Annotated in this window: 24 protein-coding genes and 1 riboswitch; of the genes, 18 read left to right on the top strand and 6 right to left on the bottom strand. The window is 67.3% G+C overall.

Annotation, left to right across the window (positions count from 1 at the left end; translation table 11 throughout):
- Positions 1 to 14 precede the first annotated feature (14 nt).
- Complete coding sequence (locus V8J55_RS04465; protein WP_336444522.1) at positions 15 to 608, top strand: TetR/AcrR family transcriptional regulator; 594 nt, start codon at positions 15 to 17, stop codon at positions 606 to 608.
- 21 nt (positions 609 to 629) lie between these two features.
- On the opposite strand, the gene V8J55_RS04470 is transcribed toward V8J55_RS04465, so the two are convergent.
- The gene (locus V8J55_RS04470; protein ID WP_336444523.1) at positions 630 to 1,364 is read right to left on the bottom strand and encodes an SDR family oxidoreductase; all 735 of its coding nucleotides are present in this window, start codon (positions 1,362 to 1,364) and stop codon (positions 630 to 632) included.
- Positions 1,365 to 1,526: 162 nt separating this feature from the next.
- On the opposite strand from V8J55_RS04470, the gene V8J55_RS04475 reads away from it, so the two are divergent.
- Positions 1,527 to 2,426: an AraC family transcriptional regulator gene (locus V8J55_RS04475; RefSeq protein WP_336444524.1), complete on the top strand. Its 900-nt coding sequence runs from the start codon at positions 1,527 to 1,529 to the stop codon at positions 2,424 to 2,426.
- 9 nt (positions 2,427 to 2,435) lie between these two features.
- Here V8J55_RS04475 and V8J55_RS04480 read toward each other — a convergent pair whose 3' ends face one another.
- The 3 genes from V8J55_RS04480 to dapB all read right to left on the bottom strand — a co-directional run bounded on the left by V8J55_RS04480 (position 2,436) and on the right by dapB (position 5,298).
- Positions 2,436 to 3,809 carry a M20/M25/M40 family metallo-hydrolase gene (locus tag V8J55_RS04480; protein WP_336444525.1) on the bottom strand — a complete coding sequence of 458 codons (1,374 nt, stop codon included), beginning with the start codon at positions 3,807 to 3,809 and terminating at the stop codon, positions 2,436 to 2,438.
- A 99-nt stretch (positions 3,810 to 3,908) separates the two neighbouring features.
- Positions 3,909 to 4,565: an endonuclease III gene (gene nth / locus V8J55_RS04485; protein ID WP_336444526.1), complete on the bottom strand. Its 657-nt coding sequence runs from the start codon at positions 4,563 to 4,565 to the stop codon at positions 3,909 to 3,911.
- A 4-nt stretch (positions 4,566 to 4,569) separates the two neighbouring features.
- Positions 4,570 to 5,298: a 4-hydroxy-tetrahydrodipicolinate reductase gene (gene dapB / locus V8J55_RS04490; RefSeq protein ID WP_336444527.1), complete on the bottom strand. Its 729-nt coding sequence runs from the start codon at positions 5,296 to 5,298 to the stop codon at positions 4,570 to 4,572.
- A gap of 126 nt (positions 5,299 to 5,424) precedes the next feature.
- Between dapB and V8J55_RS04495 the strand changes: the two genes are divergently transcribed.
- On the top strand, positions 5,425 to 6,126 hold the full coding sequence (locus V8J55_RS04495) for an NAD-dependent deacylase (protein WP_336444528.1): 702 nt from the start codon (positions 5,425 to 5,427) through the stop codon (positions 6,124 to 6,126).
- Here V8J55_RS04495 and tadA read toward each other — a convergent pair whose 3' ends face one another.
- The gene (gene tadA / locus V8J55_RS04500) at positions 6,127 to 6,582 is read right to left on the bottom strand and encodes a tRNA adenosine(34) deaminase TadA (protein ID WP_037517095.1); all 456 of its coding nucleotides are present in this window, start codon (positions 6,580 to 6,582) and stop codon (positions 6,127 to 6,129) included.
- 139 nt (positions 6,583 to 6,721) lie between these two features.
- Between tadA and rpmB the strand changes: the two genes are divergently transcribed.
- Positions 6,722 to 7,015: a 50S ribosomal protein L28 gene (gene rpmB, locus V8J55_RS04505; protein WP_037517097.1), complete on the top strand. Its 294-nt coding sequence runs from the start codon at positions 6,722 to 6,724 to the stop codon at positions 7,013 to 7,015.
- A gap of 37 nt (positions 7,016 to 7,052) precedes the next feature.
- Here the strand turns inward: rpmB and V8J55_RS04510 are convergent, their stop codons facing one another.
- Positions 7,053 to 8,054: an esterase-like activity of phytase family protein gene (locus V8J55_RS04510; protein WP_336444529.1), complete on the bottom strand. Its 1,002-nt coding sequence runs from the start codon at positions 8,052 to 8,054 to the stop codon at positions 7,053 to 7,055.
- A gap of 161 nt (positions 8,055 to 8,215) precedes the next feature.
- Between V8J55_RS04510 and V8J55_RS04515 the strand changes: the two genes are divergently transcribed.
- The 14 genes from V8J55_RS04515 (at position 8,216) to cobU (ending at position 21,569) form a co-directional block, all read left to right on the top strand.
- Entirely contained in the window at positions 8,216 to 8,623 is a 408-nt protein-coding gene (locus tag V8J55_RS04515) for a glycine zipper 2TM domain-containing protein (RefSeq protein ID WP_037517099.1), read from the top strand.
- Between the two features lie 190 nt (positions 8,624 to 8,813).
- A complete protein-coding gene (locus tag V8J55_RS04520) occupies positions 8,814 to 9,917 on the top strand; it encodes a Ppx/GppA phosphatase family protein (RefSeq protein WP_443030788.1) in 1,104 nt (367 codons plus the stop codon).
- Positions 9,914 to 10,627 carry an RlmE family RNA methyltransferase gene (locus tag V8J55_RS04525; protein WP_336444531.1) on the top strand — a complete coding sequence of 238 codons (714 nt, stop codon included), beginning with the start codon at positions 9,914 to 9,916 and terminating at the stop codon, positions 10,625 to 10,627. Before V8J55_RS04520 ends, V8J55_RS04525 begins: the two co-directional genes overlap by 4 nt.
- A 33-nt stretch (positions 10,628 to 10,660) precedes the next feature.
- A complete protein-coding gene (locus tag V8J55_RS04530) occupies positions 10,661 to 12,112 on the top strand; it encodes a S41 family peptidase (protein WP_336444532.1) in 1,452 nt (483 codons plus the stop codon).
- A 51-nt stretch (positions 12,113 to 12,163) separates the two neighbouring features.
- Positions 12,164 to 12,347: riboswitch (cobalamin riboswitch) on the top strand.
- 142 nt (positions 12,348 to 12,489) lie between these two features.
- On the top strand, positions 12,490 to 14,454 hold the full coding sequence (locus V8J55_RS04535; protein ID WP_336444533.1) for a TonB-dependent receptor plug domain-containing protein: 1,965 nt from the start codon (positions 12,490 to 12,492) through the stop codon (positions 14,452 to 14,454).
- Complete coding sequence (locus V8J55_RS04540; protein ID WP_336444534.1) at positions 14,454 to 14,999, top strand: hypothetical protein; 546 nt, start codon at positions 14,454 to 14,456, stop codon at positions 14,997 to 14,999. The genes V8J55_RS04535 and V8J55_RS04540 overlap by 1 nt, the downstream gene beginning before the upstream one ends.
- Complete coding sequence (locus tag V8J55_RS04545) at positions 14,999 to 15,406, top strand: DUF1636 domain-containing protein (protein ID WP_336444535.1); 408 nt, start codon at positions 14,999 to 15,001, stop codon at positions 15,404 to 15,406. The genes V8J55_RS04540 and V8J55_RS04545 overlap by 1 nt, the downstream gene beginning before the upstream one ends.
- Positions 15,403 to 16,419 (top strand): nicotinate-nucleotide--dimethylbenzimidazole phosphoribosyltransferase, encoded by a 1,017-nt coding sequence (gene cobT, locus V8J55_RS04550; RefSeq protein ID WP_336444536.1) that lies wholly within the window; start codon positions 15,403 to 15,405, stop codon positions 16,417 to 16,419. The genes V8J55_RS04545 and cobT overlap by 4 nt, the downstream gene beginning before the upstream one ends.
- Positions 16,416 to 16,985 carry a histidine phosphatase family protein gene (locus tag V8J55_RS04555; protein ID WP_336444537.1) on the top strand — a complete coding sequence of 190 codons (570 nt, stop codon included), beginning with the start codon at positions 16,416 to 16,418 and terminating at the stop codon, positions 16,983 to 16,985. The genes cobT and V8J55_RS04555 overlap by 4 nt, the downstream gene beginning before the upstream one ends.
- Positions 16,982 to 17,701 (top strand): adenosylcobinamide-GDP ribazoletransferase, encoded by a 720-nt coding sequence (locus V8J55_RS04560; RefSeq protein ID WP_336444538.1) that lies wholly within the window; start codon positions 16,982 to 16,984, stop codon positions 17,699 to 17,701. Before V8J55_RS04555 ends, V8J55_RS04560 begins: the two co-directional genes overlap by 4 nt.
- Positions 17,698 to 18,672 (top strand): threonine-phosphate decarboxylase, encoded by a 975-nt coding sequence (locus V8J55_RS04565; RefSeq protein ID WP_336444539.1) that lies wholly within the window; start codon positions 17,698 to 17,700, stop codon positions 18,670 to 18,672. Before V8J55_RS04560 ends, V8J55_RS04565 begins: the two co-directional genes overlap by 4 nt.
- Positions 18,665 to 19,603 carry an adenosylcobinamide-phosphate synthase CbiB gene (cbiB, locus tag V8J55_RS04570; RefSeq protein WP_336444540.1) on the top strand — a complete coding sequence of 313 codons (939 nt, stop codon included), beginning with the start codon at positions 18,665 to 18,667 and terminating at the stop codon, positions 19,601 to 19,603. The genes V8J55_RS04565 and cbiB overlap by 8 nt, the downstream gene beginning before the upstream one ends.
- Positions 19,591 to 21,048, top strand: coding sequence for a cobyric acid synthase (locus tag V8J55_RS04575; RefSeq protein WP_336444541.1), 1,458 nt, complete (start codon positions 19,591 to 19,593; stop codon positions 21,046 to 21,048). The genes cbiB and V8J55_RS04575 overlap by 13 nt, the downstream gene beginning before the upstream one ends.
- Complete coding sequence (gene cobU, locus V8J55_RS04580; RefSeq protein WP_336444542.1) at positions 21,045 to 21,569, top strand: bifunctional adenosylcobinamide kinase/adenosylcobinamide-phosphate guanylyltransferase; 525 nt, start codon at positions 21,045 to 21,047, stop codon at positions 21,567 to 21,569. The genes V8J55_RS04575 and cobU overlap by 4 nt, the downstream gene beginning before the upstream one ends.

Genomic DNA, 21,569 nt, shown 5'->3' on the forward strand with positions numbered 1-21,569 from the left:
ATACGTATAACAACATGCAACCCGCTCGCCAAGCCTTTACGCGCGAAAGCGCCGATGCCCGCCGGGCGGACCTGATCGAGGCGACCGCCGCGGTGCTCGCCGAACAGGGGCTGGCGGGAACGAACGTCCGCGCGATCTGCGCGAAGGCCGGGGTGTCGCCGGGGCTGCTGCGCCATTATTTCGGCGGCATCGACGACTTGGTCGCGGCAACTTACGAGGCGACAAGCGACCGGATGGACGCGATTTTCGCGGCCGCAGTGGACGGCGCCGGTGCCAACCCGCGTGAGCGGCTCAACGCCTATCTGACCGCCAGCTTTCGCCCGCCGGTGACCGATCCCGAACTGCTCGGCGCCTGGACCGCCTTTTGGGCACTCGCGCGCAGCGACACGCGCATGGCGGCAATCCACGCGACAAGTTACGCGGGCTATCGCGCCCGGCTTTGCGAATTACTGATCGCGTGCGGCGCAGCTGACGCCGAGCGGCTGGCGATCATGCTCACGGCGATGGTCGACGGGCTGTGGCTCGAACTGTCGCTCGACGCCGCCAGCTTCGGTGCCGAAGCGGCGGCGGCGATGGTCGAAAAGGCCGTGGCGGCGCTGCTCGATTAGCAACGCCGCCGCCGAAACGTCTCAGAAGCTGCCCCTCACCGGGCGGACGATGATCTCGCTGACGTCGACATCCTCGGGCTGTTCGACTGCGAAACGGATCGCGCGGGCGATCGCGTCGGGCGTGATGGCAATGCTGCGAAATTCGGCCATGGCAGCCGCGCTGTCGGGATCGGTGATGTCATGGCCGAGTTCGGATTCGACAACACCGGGCGAAATGATCGTCGCGCGAACGTCCTGATGCTCCTGCCGGATGCCGTCGGTGATTGCCCACACCGCAAATTTGGTGGCGCAATAGACCGCGCCGGTCGGCACGACATAATGCGCGCCGAGCGAGGCGACATTGATGAAATGGCCCGAACGCTGCGCGGTGAAACGGGGGAGCGCGGCCGCAATGCCGTTCAGGACGCCACGGATGTTGACGTCGATCATCGCATCCCAATTCTGCGTTTCGAGCGCGGCGAGCGGCGACAGCGGCATGATGCCGGCATTGTTCACGAGCACATCGACGCGGCCGAAGCGAGCGACCGCGTGATCGACGAACGCCTGCATGTCGTCGCGGCTGGTGACGTCGAGCGCACGAAACTCGACCGTGCCGCCTGCAGCGGCAATCTCTGCGGCGAGCACTTCGAGCCGGTCGGTACGGCGGGCGCCGAGAATAAGTTTCGCGCCGGTGGCGGCGAGCTCGCGCGCGGTCGCGGCGCCGATGCCGCTGCTCGCGCCGGTGATCAGGATGACTTTGTCGGTGGTGGGGGTCATGCTTGTCTCCATCGAAGCCGGGCGGCCCTGTGCCGTCCGTTGACCGGTTTTGGACCGTTTCCGACGGGAAGCGGTAGAACGCACCTCCGCGATGATTGCACGATTCTCCGGACGCCGCGCTTTGCGCTTGTCCGGGCACGGCAAGACTGCAAGACCGTCGCAATGACGACACTTGAGGAAATGCGGTCGCTGTTGCTTCGACACCGGCCCACCGAGGGGATTCACGCCTGCGCGCTGCCACGCGTTTCGCTTGTCCGCAGCTCCGAACCGAGCAACCCGATGCCGGTCGTGTACGAACCGTCGCTCTGCCTGGCAGTCAGCGGACGCAAGCGGGTGCTGCTGGGCGATACAAGCTTCATCTACGACAGCGCACAATTTCTGGTGGTGTCGGTCGACCTGCCGGTGAGCGGCATGATCGTCGATGCCAGCACCGAGAATCCTTATCTGTGCCTGAAGCTGGACCTCGACGTCGCGGTGCTTAGCGAACTGCTGCTGGCGCACGATGCGCGCGTGCCGCGCAGCGACCATGCCCCGTCGATCGCGGTAGGTTACACCGACGCGGGCCTGCTCGACGCCGCGCTCCGCCTGCTGCGGCTGCTCGATACGCCGGGCGACATTGCTGCGCTGGCGCCGCTGGTCGAACGCGAGATATTGTACCGGCTGCTGACCGGATCGCAGGGCGCGATGCTGCGCCATATCGCCACCGCCGACACGCGGCTGCACCAGATCAGCCGCGCGGTGGCCTGGATCAAGGACCATTATGCCGGCGCGTTCAGCGTCGACCATCTGGCGGGGCTGGCGGGGATGAGCCCGTCGTCCTTCCACGAGCATTTCAAGAGCGTTACGCGCTTCAGCCCGCTGCAATACCGCACCCGGCTGCGCCTGCTAGAAGCGCGGCGGCTGATGGTGTCGGAGGCGATGGACGCGGCGAGCGCGGGCTTTCAGGTCGGGTACGAAAGCCCATCACAGTTCAACCGTGATTACAGCCGGACCTTCGGCGTACCGCCCCTGCGCGACGCCGCGCGGTTACGCACGGCGCCGGAGTTCGGCTTGTCGGCGTAGCGCCGCCTTCTATTTCGACAAATCGCGCAGCAGGCTGTCCCAATGCGCGAGCGCGGGGGCGATCGCGTCGACGGGCACGCGCTCGTTGAGGCCGTGCGCGTAGCTGTCGCTCGCCTTCGAGAAGAGACCCGCGACGCCGTAGCTCGGCACGCCCTGAATGCGGAAATGATAGCTGTCGGTCGCGCCCGCGCTCATCGACGGGATGATCGGCAGGCCCGGCGCGCGCGCATGCACCGCCTTCGTCACCGCCGCGACGACGTCGGGGCGCAGCGGCGAGGCATCGCTCGCGCTGGCGTCGGGATCGGTGTTCACCTTGATCGCAGGGTCGGCGATGGCCTTTTCAAGCTCGGCGCGCACCGTTTCGACCGGCACACCGGGAAAGATGCGGCAGTTGATGTTCGCGGTCGCCCTTTGGGGAAGCGCATTTTCGGCGTGACCGCCCTTGACCAGCGTCGGGACGCAGGTGGTGCCGATCTGGCCGACATATTCGGGCTCGGCGCGGATCGCGGCGATCGCCTTGGCGTCGGCCGGGTTCGCCGCGAAGGCCTTCAGCGCCGTGCCGATATCGCCGCCAACCTGGTCGGCGACGATCGGCATGCCGACCTTGGTCAGCTCATTCTGCTGCGGCGTGAAGCGATACGCGCCGACCTTGGCGAGCGCGTTCGACAGCTGGACGATCGCATTGCTGCCCGTGGGGCGCGAGCTGTGGCCGCCGGGGTTGGTCACTTCGAGCGTGAAGTCGGCATAGGTCTTCTCGCCCGCCTGCAGCCCGTAATATTTGGGCTTGCCATCCTCGCCGATCGTCCCGCCACCACCGTCGCCGTTGAGCGCGAATTCGGCGCCCTTATACTTCGCCGCGAGCGCGCGCGTCGTGGTCATCGAGGTTTCCTCGTCGCCCGAGAGCAAAAGGATGATCGAACGCTTCGGCTTGAAGCCGTCCTTCTTGAGCTGCGCCATCGTCGCGACCATCATCGACACGTCGAACTTATTGTCCTCCGAACCGCGGCCGAAGATATAGCCATTCTCCTCGACCGGCACGAAGGGGTCGCGTGTCCAGTCCTTGGGATCGGCCTCGACGACGTCCATATGGCCGAGCAGCACGATCGGCTTGCCCTTGCCCGTTCCGGCGAGCGTCGCGGCGAAGGTCGCGGTTTCTCCGATCGGCGTGATCTCGATGTCAGCGTCGGCATAACCCGCGGCTTTCAGCACGCTCGCATAATAGGCCGCGAGCTTGGGCACCTGGCCGCGGCCCTCGACCGTTGGAATCGCGATGCTGTCTTTCAGGATCTTCTTCGCGGCGTCGGTGTCGGCGGGCTTGGCGTGGACGGGCGCGGCGGCGAGCAAGGCGGCGGCGAGGGCGAGCGGGGCGGTAAGGTTGCGCATGGAAACGGACCCTAACCAGCTGTCATCCCAGCGCAAGCTGGGATCGCTCCCGTTGTGGCAGGGCGGCATCGGTCCCAGCTTTCGCCAGGATGACGATTCCTATGCCGCCTTCTTGGCCTTGGGCGCTGGCGTCTTCGGCTTGTAGCGGCAGAGATCGTCGACCGGGCAGCGCCAGCATTCGGGCGTGCGAGCCTTGCAGATATAGCGGCCGTGGAGGATCAGCCAGTGGTGCGCGCCGACGCGGAAGGGCGCGGGCGTGTTCTTTTCGAGCTGCTTTTCAACCGCAAGCACCGTCTTGCCCGGCGCGAGCCCGGTGCGGTTGCCGACGCGGAAGATATGCGTGTCGACCGCGAAGGTCTGAGCGCCGAAGGCGCAGTTCATCACGACATTGGCGGTCTTGCGCCCCACCCCGGGCAGTTCGACGAGCGTATCGCGGTCGGCGGGCACCTCGCCGCCGAAATCGCGGACGAGGATCTCGCTGAGTGCGATGACATTCTTCGCCTTGCCGTTGAACAGCCCGATCGTCTTGATGTGCTGCTTCAGCCCCTCCTCGCCGAGGTCGATCATCGCCTGCGGGGTCGTGACCTCCTCAAACAGCCGCCGCGTCGCCTTGTTCACGCCGACGTCGGTCGCCTGCGCCGACAGGACGACGGCGACGAGCAGCTGATAGGTGTTGCCGAACTCCAGCTCGGTCTCGGGGCTCGGGTTTAGTTCCGCGAGCCGCCGGTAGAATTCGAAAATATCGGCCTTCTTCATTGGATCAGTTAAGCCCGAGCACCTGCGGCATCGTGTAGCGATCGGGCTTCTGCTGGAGCAGCCACAGCGCCGCGCGCACCGCGCCGCGTGCGAAAATCATGCGGTTTTCGGCGCGATGCGACAGGGTGATCATCTCCTCGGGGCCCGCGAAGATCACGTCATGGTCGCCCGCGACGGTCCCGCCGCGGAGGCTCGCAAAGCCGATCTTGCCGTGCCCGCGCGCGCCGGTGAGGCCGTCGCGGCCGCGTTCGGAGCAGGTGTCGAGGTTGATCCCGCGCCCTTGCGCCGCCGCCTGCCCCAGCAGCAGCGCGGTGCCGCTCGGCGCGTCGACCTTCATCCGGTGGTGCATCTCGACCACCTCGATATCCCAGTCGGCGCCGAGCCGCGTCGCGGCCTCGCGCACCAGATGCGCGAGCAGCGTGACGCCGAGCGAGGTGTTGCCGGTCTGGAGCACCGCGATATCCTTCGCGGCATCGTCGATCAGATAATGATGGCGCTCCTCAAGCCCCGTCGTCCCGATGACGATCGGGGTTTTCGCGGCGACACAGGCATCGAGCGTCGCCTCGAGCGCCGCGGGCGACGAAAAGTCGACAAGCACATCGGCGTCGCTGGCGAGCCGCAAGACATTGCCGCCCCGGTCGATACCGCAACTGCGCTGTCCCGCTTCGGAGATCGCGGCGGCGAGCGCGACGCCCATCCGCCCTTCGCTGCCGATAATGCCGATGCTGGTCATAACCTGTCCCCTAAATTGCCGCCCCCTTTAGCCGCTCGTGTCGAGCGAAGTCGAGGCACCCGTCGAAATGATGCAATGCCGATGGGCATCTCGACTTCGCTCGATGCGAACGGATAGAGAGGAGTCATGCGTGACATCCAGAATATCGTTATCTTGACCGGCGCCGGCGTTTCGGCCGAAAGCGGCATCGACACCTTTCGCGACAGCGGCGGCCTTTGGGAACAGCATCGCGTCGAGGATGTCGCGACCCCCGAAGCCTTTGCGCGCGATCCCGACCTTGTCCTGCGCTTTTACGACATGCGGCGCGAGGCGATCCAGACCAAGGCGCCGAACGCCGCGCATGAAGCGCTCGCGCGGCTCGACGCCGCATGGCCGGGCGAACTGCTCATCGTAACACAAAATGTCGACGACCTCCACGAGCGCGCGGGCGCGAAGCGGCTGATCCATATGCATGGCGAGCATCTCAATGCCTGGTGCACCGCATGCGATACGCGGGTGCCGTGGACGGGGCCGTTGCTCGACCGGCCGGCGTGCAGCGCGTGCGGCATCGTCGGCACGCTGCGTCCCGACATCGTCTGGTTCGGCGAAATGCCGTACCGGATGGACGATATCTATCATGCGCTGAACCGCGCCGACCTGTTCGTGTCGATCGGCACGTCGGGCGCGGTCTATCCCGCCGCGGGCTTCGTGCGCGAGGCGCGCGCATCGGGCGCGCGGACGCTTGAGCTCAATATGGAGCCGAGCCAGGGCAGCTACTGGTTCGACGAGGCGCGGCAGGGTCCGGCGACGCGGCTGGTGCCCGAGTGGGTCGAGGAAATTCTGGGCTAGCTAGCGGCGCGACGCGAAGAAATCGCGGAGGAGCGCGGCCGCCTCCGCGTCGCCGATGCCGTCGTAAAGCTCGGGCCTATGGTGGATCGTCGGCTGCGCGAAGGTGCGCGGACCATGGACGACGGCGCCGCCCTTCGGATCGTCGGCGCCATAATAGAGGCGCGCGATTCGCGCGTGGGCGATCGCGCCGGCGCACATCGCGCAGGGTTCGAGCGTCACATAAAGATCGCAGCCATCGAGACGCTCGTTGCCGAGCTTGGCCGCCGCGGCGCGAATCGCGACGATTTCAGCATGCGCGGTCGGGTCATGCGATTCGCGCGGGCGGTTATGGCCTTCGGCGATAATCGCGCCGTCCTTGACGATCACCGCGCCGACGGGCACTTCGCCCCATTCCGCGGCGATGCGGGCCAGATCGAGCGCGCGGCGCATCGGTTCGGGGAGCGGAAACTGGGCCATAAAAGCGCCCTATTCGCTTGACGAATCTCCGGCAAGCCGATAAGCGCGCGCCTTTCCCGGCTCACTCCGGTCCTGTACTGCCCGTTTTACGGGAAGTGCCCGGACGCCGATCCGAAATTTTTTTGACGAGGACGAAACCATGTCGCGCATCTGCGAACTGACCGGCAAGGGCCGCCAGGTTGGCCACAATGTGAGCCACGCCAACAACAAGACCAAGCGCACCTTCCTGCCCAACCTGCAGAATGTGACGTTGCTGTCGGACGCGCTCGGCAAGGGTGTGAAGCTGCGCGTGTCGACCCACGGCCTGCGCACGGTCGAGCATAATGGCGGCCTCGACAACTGGCTGCTGAAGGCCGGCGACGACCAGCTGTCGACTTCGGCACGCAAGGTGAAGAAGGAAGTCGCGAAGAAGCTGGCCGAAAAGGCCGCTTAAGCGCTTTCAAATCGCTAAAAGCAATCAGGCCGCCGGGTTACCGCGCGGCCTTTTTGCTGTCCGGCCTCTTTTTCGGCGGCAGGCCCACCAGTTCGAATTGCAGCAGCAGGCTGCGTTGCCAGACGTTGAAATTATCGTCCGCGACGAGCCACAACCAGGTCCGTCCCTGCTCGACCGAGATCGCGGCGCCTTCATAATTTTCGGCGAGCGCCGCGGGAACGCGGCCGACCGTCCGTGATCGCACGACAGCGTCCCTTTTGATGTCCGCAGGGTCGACAACAGCGACGATCGTCGTGAAAACGGGGTCGAAACCCAGCCGCCGGTGGACGAGCAGGATGCGTCCGTCGGGCAGCGCCGCGGCATCGCTGACCAGCCCACGCCCCGCCGAATCATAAAAGAAGCGAATCGGCGCGGGACCGGGCGCCGCCGGATCGCCGGTGTAGATCAACGCCTCGCGCCCGCGCGGATCGTCGTTGGCGTCTTCCAGAAACACGACCGTCGGGCCGTCCGCCAGCCGCACCATCGCCTCAGGCCCGCGATTCCTGGGCCAGCGCGCCGGTTCGGGTAGCTTGCGTCGCGACTCGATGGCCGAAAGACCGGCATCGAGTCGCCAGATTTCGTCGATCCCCTCGAGCGCGATCCAGCTCTTGCCGCTTTGGGGGGCGACAAACATCGCCTCGGCATCGACCATGGATTTGCGTTGCGGTCGGCCGTCGGGCGTCGGCAGCGCGCGAATCCGAACATCCGAAACCGAACCGCGCGCGTCGAGCGTCAGGCGCACTCCATAACCATTATCGCCGATCAGCTGAAACCGGTCCGGCCCCATCCGCGCGAGCGCCGAAAAGCCACCGAACCGGCTGTGCGGGCTGACGAGATGCCAGCCGCGGACGAACCGCATCGCACCCGAAGTCTCGGGCGCGAAGACCAGCGGACGCGCGGCGGCGCGTTCGGTCATGTCGCCCTTCGGAAAGCGCATCACGGTGCCGGGCACCGGGCCGACGGCCAGAAATATCAGGGCAGCGAAGAGCAAACGGCGCATCGCCGCGGGTTAGGGCGGCGATGCGCGAAAGGGAAGCGGTTCGCCGCAGAAAGCTGAACAATAGCCAACAATGATGTTCAGGCTTGGCTCAATGCGAATCGGGCAGAACCTGTTTCATCGACAAAGCCCAGTCGGGCCAATGACGACGAAGGAGAACGACAATGAAAAAGATGGTGACCCTCTCGATCGCCGCCCTGATGTCCACCGCGACGCTGGGCATGGCGGCTCCCGCCGCGGCGCAGAACGGCTATTATGACCGCGACGGCTATTCGAGCTATTACAGCGGCTACGACCGCGACGATCGTCGCTACGATCGTTACGACCGCCGTGACTATCGCCGCGACCGCCGCGATTACCGCAACGATCGCCGCTATTACCGTGGTGACCGCCGCAACTATCGCCAGTGCGACAAGGGCACCGGCGGCACCGTGATCGGTGCGATTGCGGGCGGCCTTGCCGGCCATGAAATCGCCGGTCGCGGCGACCGCACGGTCGGCACGATCATCGGCGGCGCCGTCGGCGCCCTCGCCGGCCGCGCGATCGACAAGGGGAATGACGGCTGCCGTTAAGGGCTGTCCCGACCCCCAATAATTCCCTCTCCCCTTTCACCCCGTCCGGCCCCGTGCCGGGCGGGGTTTTCTTTGCGCCCGGCAGGCCGGGGAGGAGGCGCTTGCCATAACGCCTGCGAAAGCCTAGGTTTGCTGCCAAGTGCACGCCTGCGGTCTTGCGGGCGCGTGAGCAGAACAGGTTACAATAGCCATGCGGCAAATGGCAGCGCCATCAGGGCGACCGCCGCGGCCAAGTTCCAGAACGGGCCCGGCGGCAAAAGGACGAAACAAGGCGGGCGGCGAAGCGCGTCCGATGCCGATCGCGCGGCCGCGCAGCTATGCCGCGATCGACCTTGGCACCAACAATTGCCGGCTTTTGATCGCCCGCCCGCAAAATGGCGAGCTCGTCGTCATCGACGCTTTTTCCCGCATCGTCCGCCTCGGCGAAGGCTTGCATGGCAGCGGGCGCATCAGCGACGCCGCGATGGACCGCACCGTCGCCGCGCTCTCGATCTGTGCCGACAAGCTGCGCCGCCGTCACGTCTCGCTGTCGCGCGCGGTCGCGACCGAAGCGTGCCGCCGCGCGAGCAATGGCGAGGAACTCGCCGAGCGGGTCCGCCGCGAAACGGGCATCGTCCTCGACATCATCTCCGCCGCCGAAGAGGCGCGGCTCGCGGTGCTCGGCTGCCACAATCTGATGGAGCCCGGCGAAGGCCCGGCGCTGATCTTCGACATCGGCGGCGGCTCGACCGAGCTGATGCACGTCGACGTGTCGGACCATGACGTCAAGATCCACGACTGGATCAGCGTGCCGTGGGGCGTCGTCTCGCTGACCGAACATGCGCCGCTTCCCGACGACAGCCTCGCCGGCCGCCAGGCCGCCTATGCGCATATGCGCGAAGTGACGCGCGAAGCCTTTGCCGCCTTTGCCGGGCGCGCCGAGCGCTTTGCCGGTCAGAAGCTGCGCCTGCTCGGCACCAGCGGCACGGTGACGACGCTCGCCAGCGTCTTCCTCGACCTGCCGCGTTATGACCGGCGCGCGGTCGACGGGCTGGTCGTCCCGTCGGAGGCGATGCGCGACATCAGCCGCCGCCTCGCCGACGCCAGCATCGCCGACCGCGCCGAAATCGCGTGCATCGGCCGCGAGCGCGCCGACCTGGTCGTCGCCGGCTGCGCGATCCTTGAAAGCATCATCGACCTGTGGCCCGCGGTGCGCGTCGGCGTCGCCGACCGCGGCATCCGCGAGGGCATATTGCGCACGCTGGCGATGCAGGGCCGCGACATCCCCGTCACCCGCCGCGAGTATCGCAAATGAGCGGCGGAAGCGGAAAAGGCGGCGGTTCAGGCCGCGGCGGTCTGCACGTCCGCGTCAAAACCGCGCGCAAGCGCAGCGTCTCATCGACGCGCTGGCTGCAGCGCCAGCTCAACGATCCCTATGTCCGCCGCGCGCAGGCCGAGGGCTATCGCTCGCGCGCCGCGTACAAGCTGATCGAACTCGACGAGAAATTCGGCTTCCTCAAGAAATCGCGCGCGGTCGTCGACCTTGGCATCACGCCCGGCGGCTGGTCGCAGGTCGTGCGCAAGGCGAACCCGCGCGCGCGCGTCGCCGGGATCGACCTGCTCGCGTGCGAACCGATCGAGGGCGTCGCAATCCTCGAAATGGATTTCATGGACGATGCGGCGCCTGACGCGCTGATCGAGGCGCTGGGCAGCGCCCCCGACCTCGTCATTTCGGACATGGCGGCGAACACCGTCGGCCATCAACAGACCGACCATCTGCGCACGATCGGCCTTGCCGAAACCGCCGCCGATTTCGCGGTGCAGAATCTGCTCCCCGGCGGCGCGTTTGTGGCCAAGGTGTTCGCGGGCGGGGCCGACCACACGCTGCTGACTTTACTAAAACGTCACTTTTCAACGGTAAAGCACGCCAAACCGCCAGCGAGCCGCAAGGGGTCGCCCGAACTTTATGTCATCGCCCAGGGCTTCAAGGGCCGGAGCTCTGATGCGGAGGCGGACGCAGAATAATCGGTGCAATGGGTCGAACCGGGGGGTATTTTGATGGGTAAGTCGAAACAATCAGTTGCGGCTGTGACGCTCGCCGCGCTGATGTTGGCATCGTGCGGCGGCGAAGGCAGTTTGAGCAGTGGCGGCCCCGTCACGGTCACCCCGACACCGAGCCCCACTCCGACGCCCACTTGCGCGCTGGCCTCGCGCCAGGCCTTTGCCAAGGCGGTGATCGACGAATGGTATCTGTTCCCCAGCGACGTCGCGAACGTCAGCGCGGCGAGCCATAGCAATGTCCAATCCTATATCGACGCGCTCGTCGCCCCGGCGCGCGCGCTGAACAAGGATCGTTTCTTCACCTACATCACCTCGATCGCCGAGGAGAACGCCTTTTACGCCAGTGGGTCGAGCGCGGGCTTCGGCGTCCGCATGAGCTATGACGCGGCGGGTCAGCGCATCCTCATCGCCGAAGCCTATGAAAGCGCGCCGGCGTTCGCCGCGGGGATCGACCGCGGCACCGCGATCGTCGCGATCGGCACGAACAGCGGAAATTTGCGTAGCGTGGCGAGCATCGTCGCCGCCGAAGGGACCGCGGGCCTCACCAATGCGCTCGGCCCGAGCGACCCCGGGGTCAGCCGCGTGCTACGCATCACCGACGCGGCCGGAACGCGCGACGTCACCGTCGTGAAGGCGGATTATTCGCTCGATCCGGTTTCGGACCGCTATGGCGCGAAGATCATCAGCGAAGGCGGCCGCAACTACGGCTATCTCAACCTTCGAACCTTCATCTCGTCGGCGAACCCGCAACTGCGCGCGGCTTTCCTCAATTTCCGCAACCAGGGCGTGACCGACGTCATCATCGACTTCCGCTACAATGGCGGCGGGCTCGTTTCGACCGCCGAGCTGATGGGCGACCTGCTCGGGCGAAGCCGCAATTCGAGTGAGGTTTTCTCGCAGACCAATTTCCGGTCATCGAAATCGGCCGAAAATGAGCGGCATTTCTTCACCGCCCAGCCCGAATCGATCGCACCGACGCGCATCGCCTTTATCGGCACTGAGTCGACCGCATCGGCGAGCGAGCTCGTGATCAATTCGATGCTGCCCTATCTCGGCACCAATATGACGCTGGTCGGCGGCAACACCTATGGCAAGCCGGTCGGCCAGATCGCGCTCGACAAGGCCGAATGCGACGACCGCATGCGCGTCGTCGCATTCGCGACGGCCAATTCGACCGGCGCGGGCGATTATTATGACGGGCTCGCCCCGAAAATCACGAACAGCTGCGCCGCGAGCGACGACCTGACCGTCCCGCTCGGCGATCCGCGCGAGGCGTCGATCCGCGCCGCGATCGGCTTCCTGTCGGGCAACGCCTGTACCACGCGCATCGCCGACGCCAGCGCGGGTCCGGCGGCGCGAAGCCGCAGCGCCCGTATGCTCGCCGAGCCCGAAATGCTGACCCCCGAGCGGCCGAGCGCGGCGCAACGCGAACTGCCCGGGCTGTTCTGATCGCCCCCTGCTGCATCGCAGCAATTGACCGCGGCCCGAAAAAGGGGCTAACGGCCGCGGCAAGCGACAGGTTCCCCGGCGACGGGGACTAAGAGGGAACGGGAAAACCCCGGCTGCCCCTGCAACTGTACGCGGCGAGCCATCGGCCACTTGCCATTGGGATTCCGGTCCCGAGAAGGCGGCCGACCGGCGCTGACCCGCAAGCCAGGAGACCTGCCCGTCGCCGTCGTCTTTCGCGCGGACAGGGTGTGCCGGGCGGACGGGGGTGAACCCGCATGACGACAAGCTTGGCTGCGCATGGGCGCGGGCGATGTCGTGTGTCCCCGGGACAACTGCATCGACCGTGTGCGTGAGCGGTGTTGTCGAGGGGTTATCCCATGTTTAAAGTGATTTTCAGAAGTTCGATCTGCCTCGCCGCCGTTGCGGCATCCTCCGCTGCGTTCGCTGACGAGGCGTCGACCGCTCATGCCGTCGCCGCCGACGGCGACAGCATCATCGTTACCGCGACGCGCGCGCCGCTGACGCTCGACGAAGTGCCCTCGTCGATCGCCGTGCTCGACAAGGAAGCGATCGACCGCGCGCAGGATATCGGCGTCACCGAGCTGCTGCTCCGCACGCCCGGCATCAGCATTGCGCGCAACGGCGGCTACGGCACCTCGACCTCGCTGCGCATTCGCGGCGCCGAATCGGAGCACACGGTCGTCGTGATCGACGGGGTGAAGCTCAACGATCCGTCGTCGACCGGCGGCGGCTTCAACTTCGCCAACCTGCTCGTCGGCGATATCGACCGGATCGAGGTGCTGCGCGGCCCGCAATCAATCCTGTGGGGCAGCCAGGCGATCGGCGGCGTCGTCAATGTCGTCACCGCCTCGCCCGAACAATCGCTCGAAGGCAGCTTCGACCTTGAGTCGGGTTCGCGCGAGACCGTCAGCGCGCGCGCCGCGATCGGCGGGCGCTCCGGCCCGCTCGCCTGGCGCCTCGGCGGCCAGCGCTTCACCACCGACGGCATTTCGTCGCACGCCAAGGCGTTCGGCGGGGTCGAGCGCGACGGCTATCGCAACACTAATCTTTCGGGCCGCGCCGAACTGGCGCTCGCCGACAATGTCAGCGCCGAGGTCCGCGGCACTTATTCGAGCGGCCGGGTGGAATTCGACGGCTTCAACACCGACAGCAACGACTATGGGCAGAACAAGGAGTTCGTCGGTTATGCCGGGCTCAATTTCCACCTCGCCGGCGAGCGCTTCCGCAACCGCGTCGCTTTTGCCTATACCGACACCAACCGCGATAATTTCAATCCCGACCGCGCGCGTCCGCAGAGCTTCGAGGCCGATGGACAGAACAAGCGCTGGGAATATCAGGGCAGCTTCGATTTCACCGATCGCATTACCGCGATCTTCGGGGTCGAGAATGAACGCTCGAACTTCCGCAGCCGTTCGCCGTCGGCATCGCTGGCAACCCCGCTTCCGGCGTTCGTACGCGGCAAGGCCGAACTGACGAGCGCCTACGGCCAATTGAGCATCGAGCCGGTCGACGGCCTGACCCTGAACGGCGGCGTCCGCTATGACGATCACGACCGCTACGGCGGGCAGACCTTGTTCGCGGCAGGCGGCGTCTGGCGCCTCGCCACCGGCACCGTGCTGCGCGCCAGCTATGGCGAAGGCTTCAAGGCGCCGTCGCTCTATCAGCTGTTCAGCGAATATGGGAATGTCGGGCTCGACCCCGAGGAAGCGCATGGCTGGGAAGCCGGCATCGAGCAGCATCTGTTCGACCGCAAGCTCGTCGTCGGCGCAAGCTGGTTCGACCGCACGACGACGAACCAGATCATCTTCAACAGCTGCAGCTTTCCGACCTCGACCGATCCGCGCTGCACGATCCCTGGCAGCAGCCCGGCGATCCCGCGCTTCGGCTATTATCTCAATGTCGCGCGCAGCGAAGCGCATGGCGTCGAGGCGTCTGCGGCGCTGACGCTCGGCGGGCTGACGCTCGACGGAAACTACAGCTGGATCGTCGCCGAGGACGCCTCGGAAGGCACCGCCAATTTCGGCAAATGGTTGCCGCGCCGCCCGCGCAACACCGCCAACGCCTCGGCGAGCTATGCCTTCGGCTTCGGGCTCGAACTCGGTGCGGCGGTGCGCTGGTCGGGCAAGAGCTATGACAATGCGAGCAATGCGACGCGGCTCGACGATTATACGCTTGTCGACCTGCGCGCCGAATATGCGTTGTCCGACGCGGTGAAGCTGTTCGCGCGCGCCGAGAATATCTTCGACGAGCAATATATGACGGCGTTGCGCTATGGCTCGCTCGGCCGCAGCATCTACGCCGGCATAAGGGGTCGCTTCTGATGATCGCGCTGTCGGACCGGGGGGCCTCGGCGCTCTGGGTCTCGCTGCTGACGGCAGCGAGCACCGCGACGACGCTCGCGCTCGCCTGCGCGACGCCCTTTCCGGCGCTTGCGGCGCTCGCGGCGGTGCATATGCGCCGCCGCGATGGCGTGGCGCTCATGCTGCTCGCGTGGGCCGCGAGCCAGTTCGTCGGCTTCTTCTTGCTCAGCTATCCGCGCGATGGAAGCACGCTCGGCTGGGGCGCGGGGCTTGGCACCGCCGCTGTGGGGTCGGCGCTCGCGGGCTATGCGGCGCTGCAGGCGCTTCCATACCGCTCGGTCGCGGCGCGGCTGAGCCTCGCCTATGCGGCGGGGTTCACGGCGTTCAAGGGCATCATCCTCCTATGGGCGCTCGTCCTCGGCGGGCTGCACACCGCGATGGCGCCCGACCTGCTCGCCGAACAGTTCGTGCGCAACGGCGCGATCCTGATCGGGCTTTACGCCCTGTATCGCGCGCTCGTCGCGGTTGGCGTCCCGGCGCCGCCGCAACCGGCAACGGCGGCCTAATGCTGACGCGCGTCGACCCGGGCCCGGCGGTCGTGGTGTGCAACACCTGCCGCCACAGCCGCGAGTCCCGGGACGACGCAACAGGCAAACGCGGTGGTGCACGGCTCGCCGAGGCGCTGAAACAGCTTAAGGAATGCGAGCCGCGCTACGCCGGCATCGCGGTGCAGGAAATGGCATGCCTGTTCGCATGCCAGGATCATTGCACCGTCCATCTGCGCGCACCCGACAAGGTCGGCTATGTCCTCGGCCGGTTTCAGGGCGATGCAAATTCCGCGCGTGCCATTCTCGACTATGCCGTCCATTATGCGACGAGCGAGCATGGCCGCGTCCCCTTTTCGCTTTGGCCCGAAGGCGTCAAAGGGCATTTCATCACCCGCACCCCGCCACCAGGATTTGTCGCCGAATGACCAGCTTTCCATCGCTCGATGCTTTCGAGGCTGCTCTTGCCGATCTGCGCGAACCAAGCGCCGAAGCGGCAGCCGATGCCCGCGTACGGCAGGCCGAATTGACCAAACCCGCCGGATCGCTGGGGCGGCTCGAGGATCTGGCGATCTTTTTCGCTGGCTGGCAGGGCAAGGCGCGGCCGCAGATCGCCCGCGCCCGCGCCGCGATCTTCGCGGGCAACCATGGCGTCACCGTCCACGGCGTCAGCGCCTTTCCGCCGAGCGTCACCGCACAGATGGTCGCCAATTTCGCGAACGGCGGCGCGGCGATCAACGCTTTGTCGGGCGCCGCCGGGCTGGAACTGACGGTCGTCGCGCTCGACCTCGACCGGCCGACCGCCGATTTCACCGTCGATGCAGCGATGAGCGAGGCCGAATGCCTCGATGCGCTGAACCGCGGCGCCGCCGTGGTCGACGCCGACCTCGACCTGATCGTTCTCGGCGAAATGGGGATCGGCAATTCGACCGCTGCCGCCGCACTCTGCGCGCGCAGCTTCGCCGACGGCGTGGCGGGATGGGTCGGGCCCGGCACCGGGGTCGACGGCCACGGCGTCGCGCGCAAGGTCGAGGTGATCGAGCGTGCGCTCGCCTTTCACATCGATGCGCCGCGCTCGGCGTTCGAGACACTGCGCCGCGTCGGCGGGCGCGAGATCGCGGCGATCGCGGGCGCGGTCGTGCGCGCGCGCCAGCTTGGCGTCCCTGTGCTGCTCGACGGCTTCATCTGCACCTCGGCCATCGCACCCCTCGCGGCCGAGAATCCCGCGATCGCGGACCATATCATCGCGGGCCATTGCTCGGCCGAACCGGGGCATAAGCGCCTGCTCGACCTGCTCGGCCTCGTCCCCCTGCTGTCGCTGGGCATGCGGCTTGGCGAAGGCAGCGGCGCGGCGGTCGCGGCGAATATCATCCGCAGCGCCCTCGTCGCGCACGACCAGATGGCGACCTTTGCCGAAGCGCAGGTTTCGGCGTCGCTGTGAGCGGCTTCGCGCTCCATCTGCTGCGCCACGGCGCGCCCGAAACGCCGGGTTTGCTGATGGGACGCACCGATGGCGCGCCAACCGCCGAAGGCATCGCCGCTTGCGTGCAGCAGGCAGAAGGCCTTGGCATCGAACGCTTGATCGCGTCCGACCTTCATCGCAGCTGCGCAGCCGGCGAAGCGATCGGCGCGGCGCTCGGCGCACCGCTCCTCATCGATCCGCGCTGGCGCGAACTCGATTTCGGCGACTGGGACGGCAAAGCGGCGAGCGCCATCGACCGCGACGCGCTCGGCCGCTTCTGGAACAATCCCGACGCAAATCCTCCGCCCGGCGGCGAACGTTGGTCGGCGCTGGTGGCGCGCGTATCGGCCGCCATCGCCGATCTGCCCCCCGTTCCGACACTGATCGTCACCCACGGCGGCGCGATGCGTGCCGCGCTCCACACGCTGTGCGGTTTCGACCAGCGCCAGCTCTGGGCGTTTGACCTGCCCTATGCCGCGCTGCTCTCGCTCCGTGTGTGGCTGGGCGAACCGACCAGCGCGCAGATCGCGGGGCTCTATCCATGAAGGGGCTGATCGTCGCGATCCAGTTCCTGACGCGCCTGCCGACGCCGCGCATCGCGGTGTCGAGCGACGAATTCGCGGCATCGATGCGCTGGTTTCCCGCGGTCGGGCTGATCGTCGGCGCGATTGTCGCGGCGGGCGGCTGGGCCGGTGCGCGGATCGATCCGTGGACAGGAGCCTTATGCGCGCTCATCATCTGGGTCGCCGTAACCGGCGCGCTGCATCTCGACGGGCTGGGCGACATCGCCGACGCGAGCGGGGCAGCGCACAAGGACCGCGAACGACTGATCGCCGTGCTTGGCGACCCGCATGTCGGCAGTTTCGCGGTCGTCGCCATCGCGCTGCAACTGATCGCCAAACTCGTCCTGCTCCATGCATTGCTCGACCGCCAGATGTTCGCCGCGATCGCGCTGATCCCGTTCGCCGCGCGGATTGGCCCGCTCGTCTGGTCGCGCGCGCTTCCCGATCTCCACGCGGGGCTCGGTTCGCGTTTTCGGGGCGCGGTGCGGCCGATGGACTTCGTCATCTGGGGTTTGGCTCTTGTCGCTGCGGCGTGGGCATCGTCCTCGCTGCTGATCGCGCCCTTGATCTTCCTCCTCTGGGGCGCGTGGCTGCTGCGCAAGATCGGCGGGATTTCGGGCGACGGGCACGGCGCGGGGATCGAGATCGCCGAAAGCCTGCTGCTCGCCGCCGCCTTGCTGCCGGCGCACTTTGCATGAGCGGCCCATGGACCTGGCACGGCGGCGGGCTCGAAGCCGCGAAGCGCCGGTTCGGCAATGGCGACTGGATCGACCTGTCGACCGGGATCAATCCGCACCCCTGGCCCGGCGCCGCCGCGATCGCGGTCGACTGGCAGCGCCTGCCCGATCCGGACGCGCTCGCGCGGCTCGAAGCCGTTGCCGCTAGCTATTTCGGCGTCGACGCCCGCCATATCTGCGCCGTGCCCGGAAGCGAGATCGGCCTGCGCCTTGTCGGGACGCTGGTGGGCGGCCCCGCGCGGCATATCGCGCCGAGCTATCGCACCCATGGCGAAATGGTCGCGGGAAGCGCACCCATCGCCCCCGAAGCGGCACGCGGCCACGACGGCACATTGATCCTCGCCAACCCCAACAATCCCGATGGCCGCGTGACCGGCGCCGCGGCGATGCAGGCGCTGCTGGACGGGCGCGGGCCCGGCGGCTGGTTGCTGGTCGACGAAGCCTTTGCCGACTCCGATCCGGCCACGAGTATCGCGCCGCTGGTCGATGACAGCCAGCGGCTGATCGTCTTCCGCTCCTTCGGCAAATTCTTCGGCCTCGCGGGCGTGCGGCTCGGTTTCGTTGTCGCGCCGCAGGCCATCGTGACGGCGCTGCGCGGACGGCTCGGCGCGTGGCCGCTGTCGGCGGCCGCGATCTTGATCGGAACCGCCGCCTATGCCGACCGCGACTGGATCACCGCGACGCGCCGTCGCCTCGGCGAAGAGGCGACCGCACTCGACGCGATGCTGGCTGGTAGAGGTTTCCAGCCCATCGGCGCCTGCCCGCTCTTTCGCCTGATCGAAATCGACGACGCGCATGCGCTGTTCGAGCGGCTCGCGCGGCGCGCGATCCTGACGCGTCCCTTCGCCGATCAGCGGCGCTGGCTGCGAATCGGCCTGCCCGCCGACGCCGCCGCGCGCGCGCGGCTGGAAGCGGCGCTGACCGATGGCTGAGCCGATCGCGCTCACCGCGCTCGCGCTCGACGCCGCGTTCGGCTGGCCGCGCGCGCTCTATCGCCGCCTCGGCCACCCCGTCGGGCTGTTTGCGCGGATCATCGAAGGTTGCGAGACGCGGTGGAACCGCCCCGGACACAGTTTCGGCGTGCGACGCGCGCTCGGTATCCTGACCCTGCTCGTCCTGCTTGTCCTCGTGGCCGGCTCCGGCTGGGCGCTCCAGCGCCTGCTGCTCGCGTCGTTCCGCGGCTGGGGCTGGATCGCCGTCGCGATCCTCGCCTGGCCCGCACTCGCGCAGCGCAGCCTGTTCGATCATGTCCGCGCGGTCGGCGAGCGGATCGATGCCGGCGATCTCGCCGGCGCGCGCGCTGCGGTCGGCATGATCGTCGGCCGCGACACCGCCGCGCTCGACGAAAGCGGCGTCGCGCGCGCCGCGATCGAAAGCCTTGCCGAAAGCTTTTGCGACGGCGTCGCCGCGCCGCTCTTCTGGCTGCTCCTCCTCGGCCTGCCCGGCGTGTGGGCGTATAAAGCGGTGAACACCGCCGACAGCCTGATCGGCCACCGCGAGGCGCGCTGGCGCGCCTTCGGCTGGGCGGCGGCGCGTACCGACGATCTCTTGAACTGGATCCCCGCGCGGCTGGCGGGCGTGCTCATCTGCCTGGCGGGCCGTGGCGGCTGGCGCATCCTGTTGCGCGACGCGCGCAAACACGCCTCACCCAACGCCGGCTGGCCCGAAGCCGCGATGGCGGGTGCGCTGCGGCTTCGGCTCGCGGGCCCGGTCGCCTATGACGGGGTCATGCACGACAAACCATGGATCGGCGATGGGACCAGCGAGGCGGGCGGCGACGAAATCGACCGCGCGCTCACCATCTATATCCGCGCCTGCCTCCTGCTGTGGCTGATCGCGGGAGGCGCAATGTGGCTGCGCTGATGCTGCAGGGCACCGGCTCGGACGTCGGCAAGTCGGTGCTCGTCGCCGCGCTGTGCCGCGCGCTGACCAATCGCGGCCTTCGCGTGCTTCCCTTCAAGCCGCAGAATATGTCGAACAATGCCGCGGTGACGACCGACGGCGGCGAGATCGGGCGCGCGCAGGCGCTGCAAGCCATCGCGTGCCGCGTCGAACCGCATAGCGACATGAACCCCGTACTGCTGAAGCCGCAAGCCGACCGCACGTCGCAGCTGATCGTCCACGGCCGCGTGCGCGGCACGCTTGGCAGCGGCAATTTCCGCGAGGCCCGCGGCGCGCTGATGGCCGAAGTGCTCGAAAGCTATGAACGCCTCCGCGCCGCCTCTGACATCGTAATCGTCGAGGGCGCCGGATCGCCCGCCGAGATCAACCTGCGCGCGGGCGACATCGCGAACATGGGTTTCGCGCGCGCCGCGAACGTGCCCGTCGTGCTGATCGGCGACATCGACCGCGGCGGCGTGATCGCCTCGCTCGTCGGGACGCGCGCGGTGATCGACGCCGAGGACGCCGCGATGATCCGCGGTTTCCTGATCAACAAGTTCCGCGGCGACCCGGCGCTGTTCGAGGACGGCTATCGCGAGATCGAACGGCGCAGCGGCTGGCCAGGGTTCGGCGTCATCCCTTGGCTGCGCGCCGCATCGCGCTTGCCAAGCGAGGATGCGGTGATCCTCGAACGCCCCGCCGATCCGCGCGAGGGACGCAAGATGATCGCCTGCCCAATCCTGCCGCGCATTTCGAATTTCGACGACCTCGACCCGCTAAAGCTCGAACCGGGGGTCGAGATCGTGATGGTGCCGCCGGGCCGCCCGATTCCTGCCGAGGCGGCGATCATCGTGCTGCCGGGATCGAAGGCGACGATCGCCGACCTCGCGGCGCTGCGTGCCGAGGGCTGGGACATCGACATCAAGGCGCACCACCGGCGTGGCGGGATGATCGTCGGGCTGTGCGGCGGCTATCAGATGATCGGGCGCCGGATCGCCGACCCGCTGGGGATCGAGGGGGCAGCTGCCGAGGTCGAAGGGCTCGGCCTGCTCGACGTCGAGACGATTCTTTCGCCCGCAAAGACGTTGCGTCACGTGCAGGGCACCGCATTGGGTGCGACGGTGGAGGGATATGAAATGCATATGGGCGAAACCAGCGGTCCCGGCGCAGCGCAGCCGTTCGCCACGCTGGAAGACGGCGCACGCGACGGCGCCATCAATCGGGAGGGCAATGTGATCGGATCCTATCTGCACGGCCTGTTTGCCTCCCCCCGGCTGCGCAGCAATTTGCTTGCGCAAATCGGCGTAGCGGGCGACGGACGCGACTATGCCGCCAACGTCGATGCGGCACTCGACGACATCGCGGCCGAGTTTGCGGCGCACGCCGATATCGATGCGATGCTGCGCATCGCGGGGATCGCCGCATGAGCGGATCGTCGCTGTTCGTGCTCGGCGGCGCACGCTCGGGCAAGAGTCGCTATGCGCAGGCGCGCGCCGAAGCTGCAGGCGGCAGCCCGGTCTTCGTTGCGACCGCCGAGGCGTTCGACGACGAGATGCACGAACGTATCGCCCGCCATCAGGCCGATCGCGACGCGCGCTGGCGCACGGTCGAGGCGCCGCGCGACCTGCCCGCAGCGATCGATGCATTAAACAGCAGCCAATCCGTCGTGCTTGTCGACTGCCTGACGCTCTGGGTATCGAACCTGTTGCTCGTCGATGCCGATATTCCGGCCGCAAGCCACGAATTATGCCGTGCGATCAGCAACTTCGAAGGACAGCTGATCCTCGTAGCCAACGAGGTGGGCCTTGGCATCGTGCCCGACAACCCACTCGCACGCGCGTTCCGCGACGCGGCGGGACAGCTCAACCAGTCGGTTGCGGCGGCGGTGGAGGAAGTCGTGCTGCTCACTGCGGGATTGCCCCTCACGCTCAAGCCGCGCGGGGCCTAA

It is taken from the genome of Sphingopyxis sp. CCNWLW2 (assembly GCF_037095755.1).
Lineage (GTDB): Bacteria > Pseudomonadota > Alphaproteobacteria > Sphingomonadales > Sphingomonadaceae > Sphingopyxis.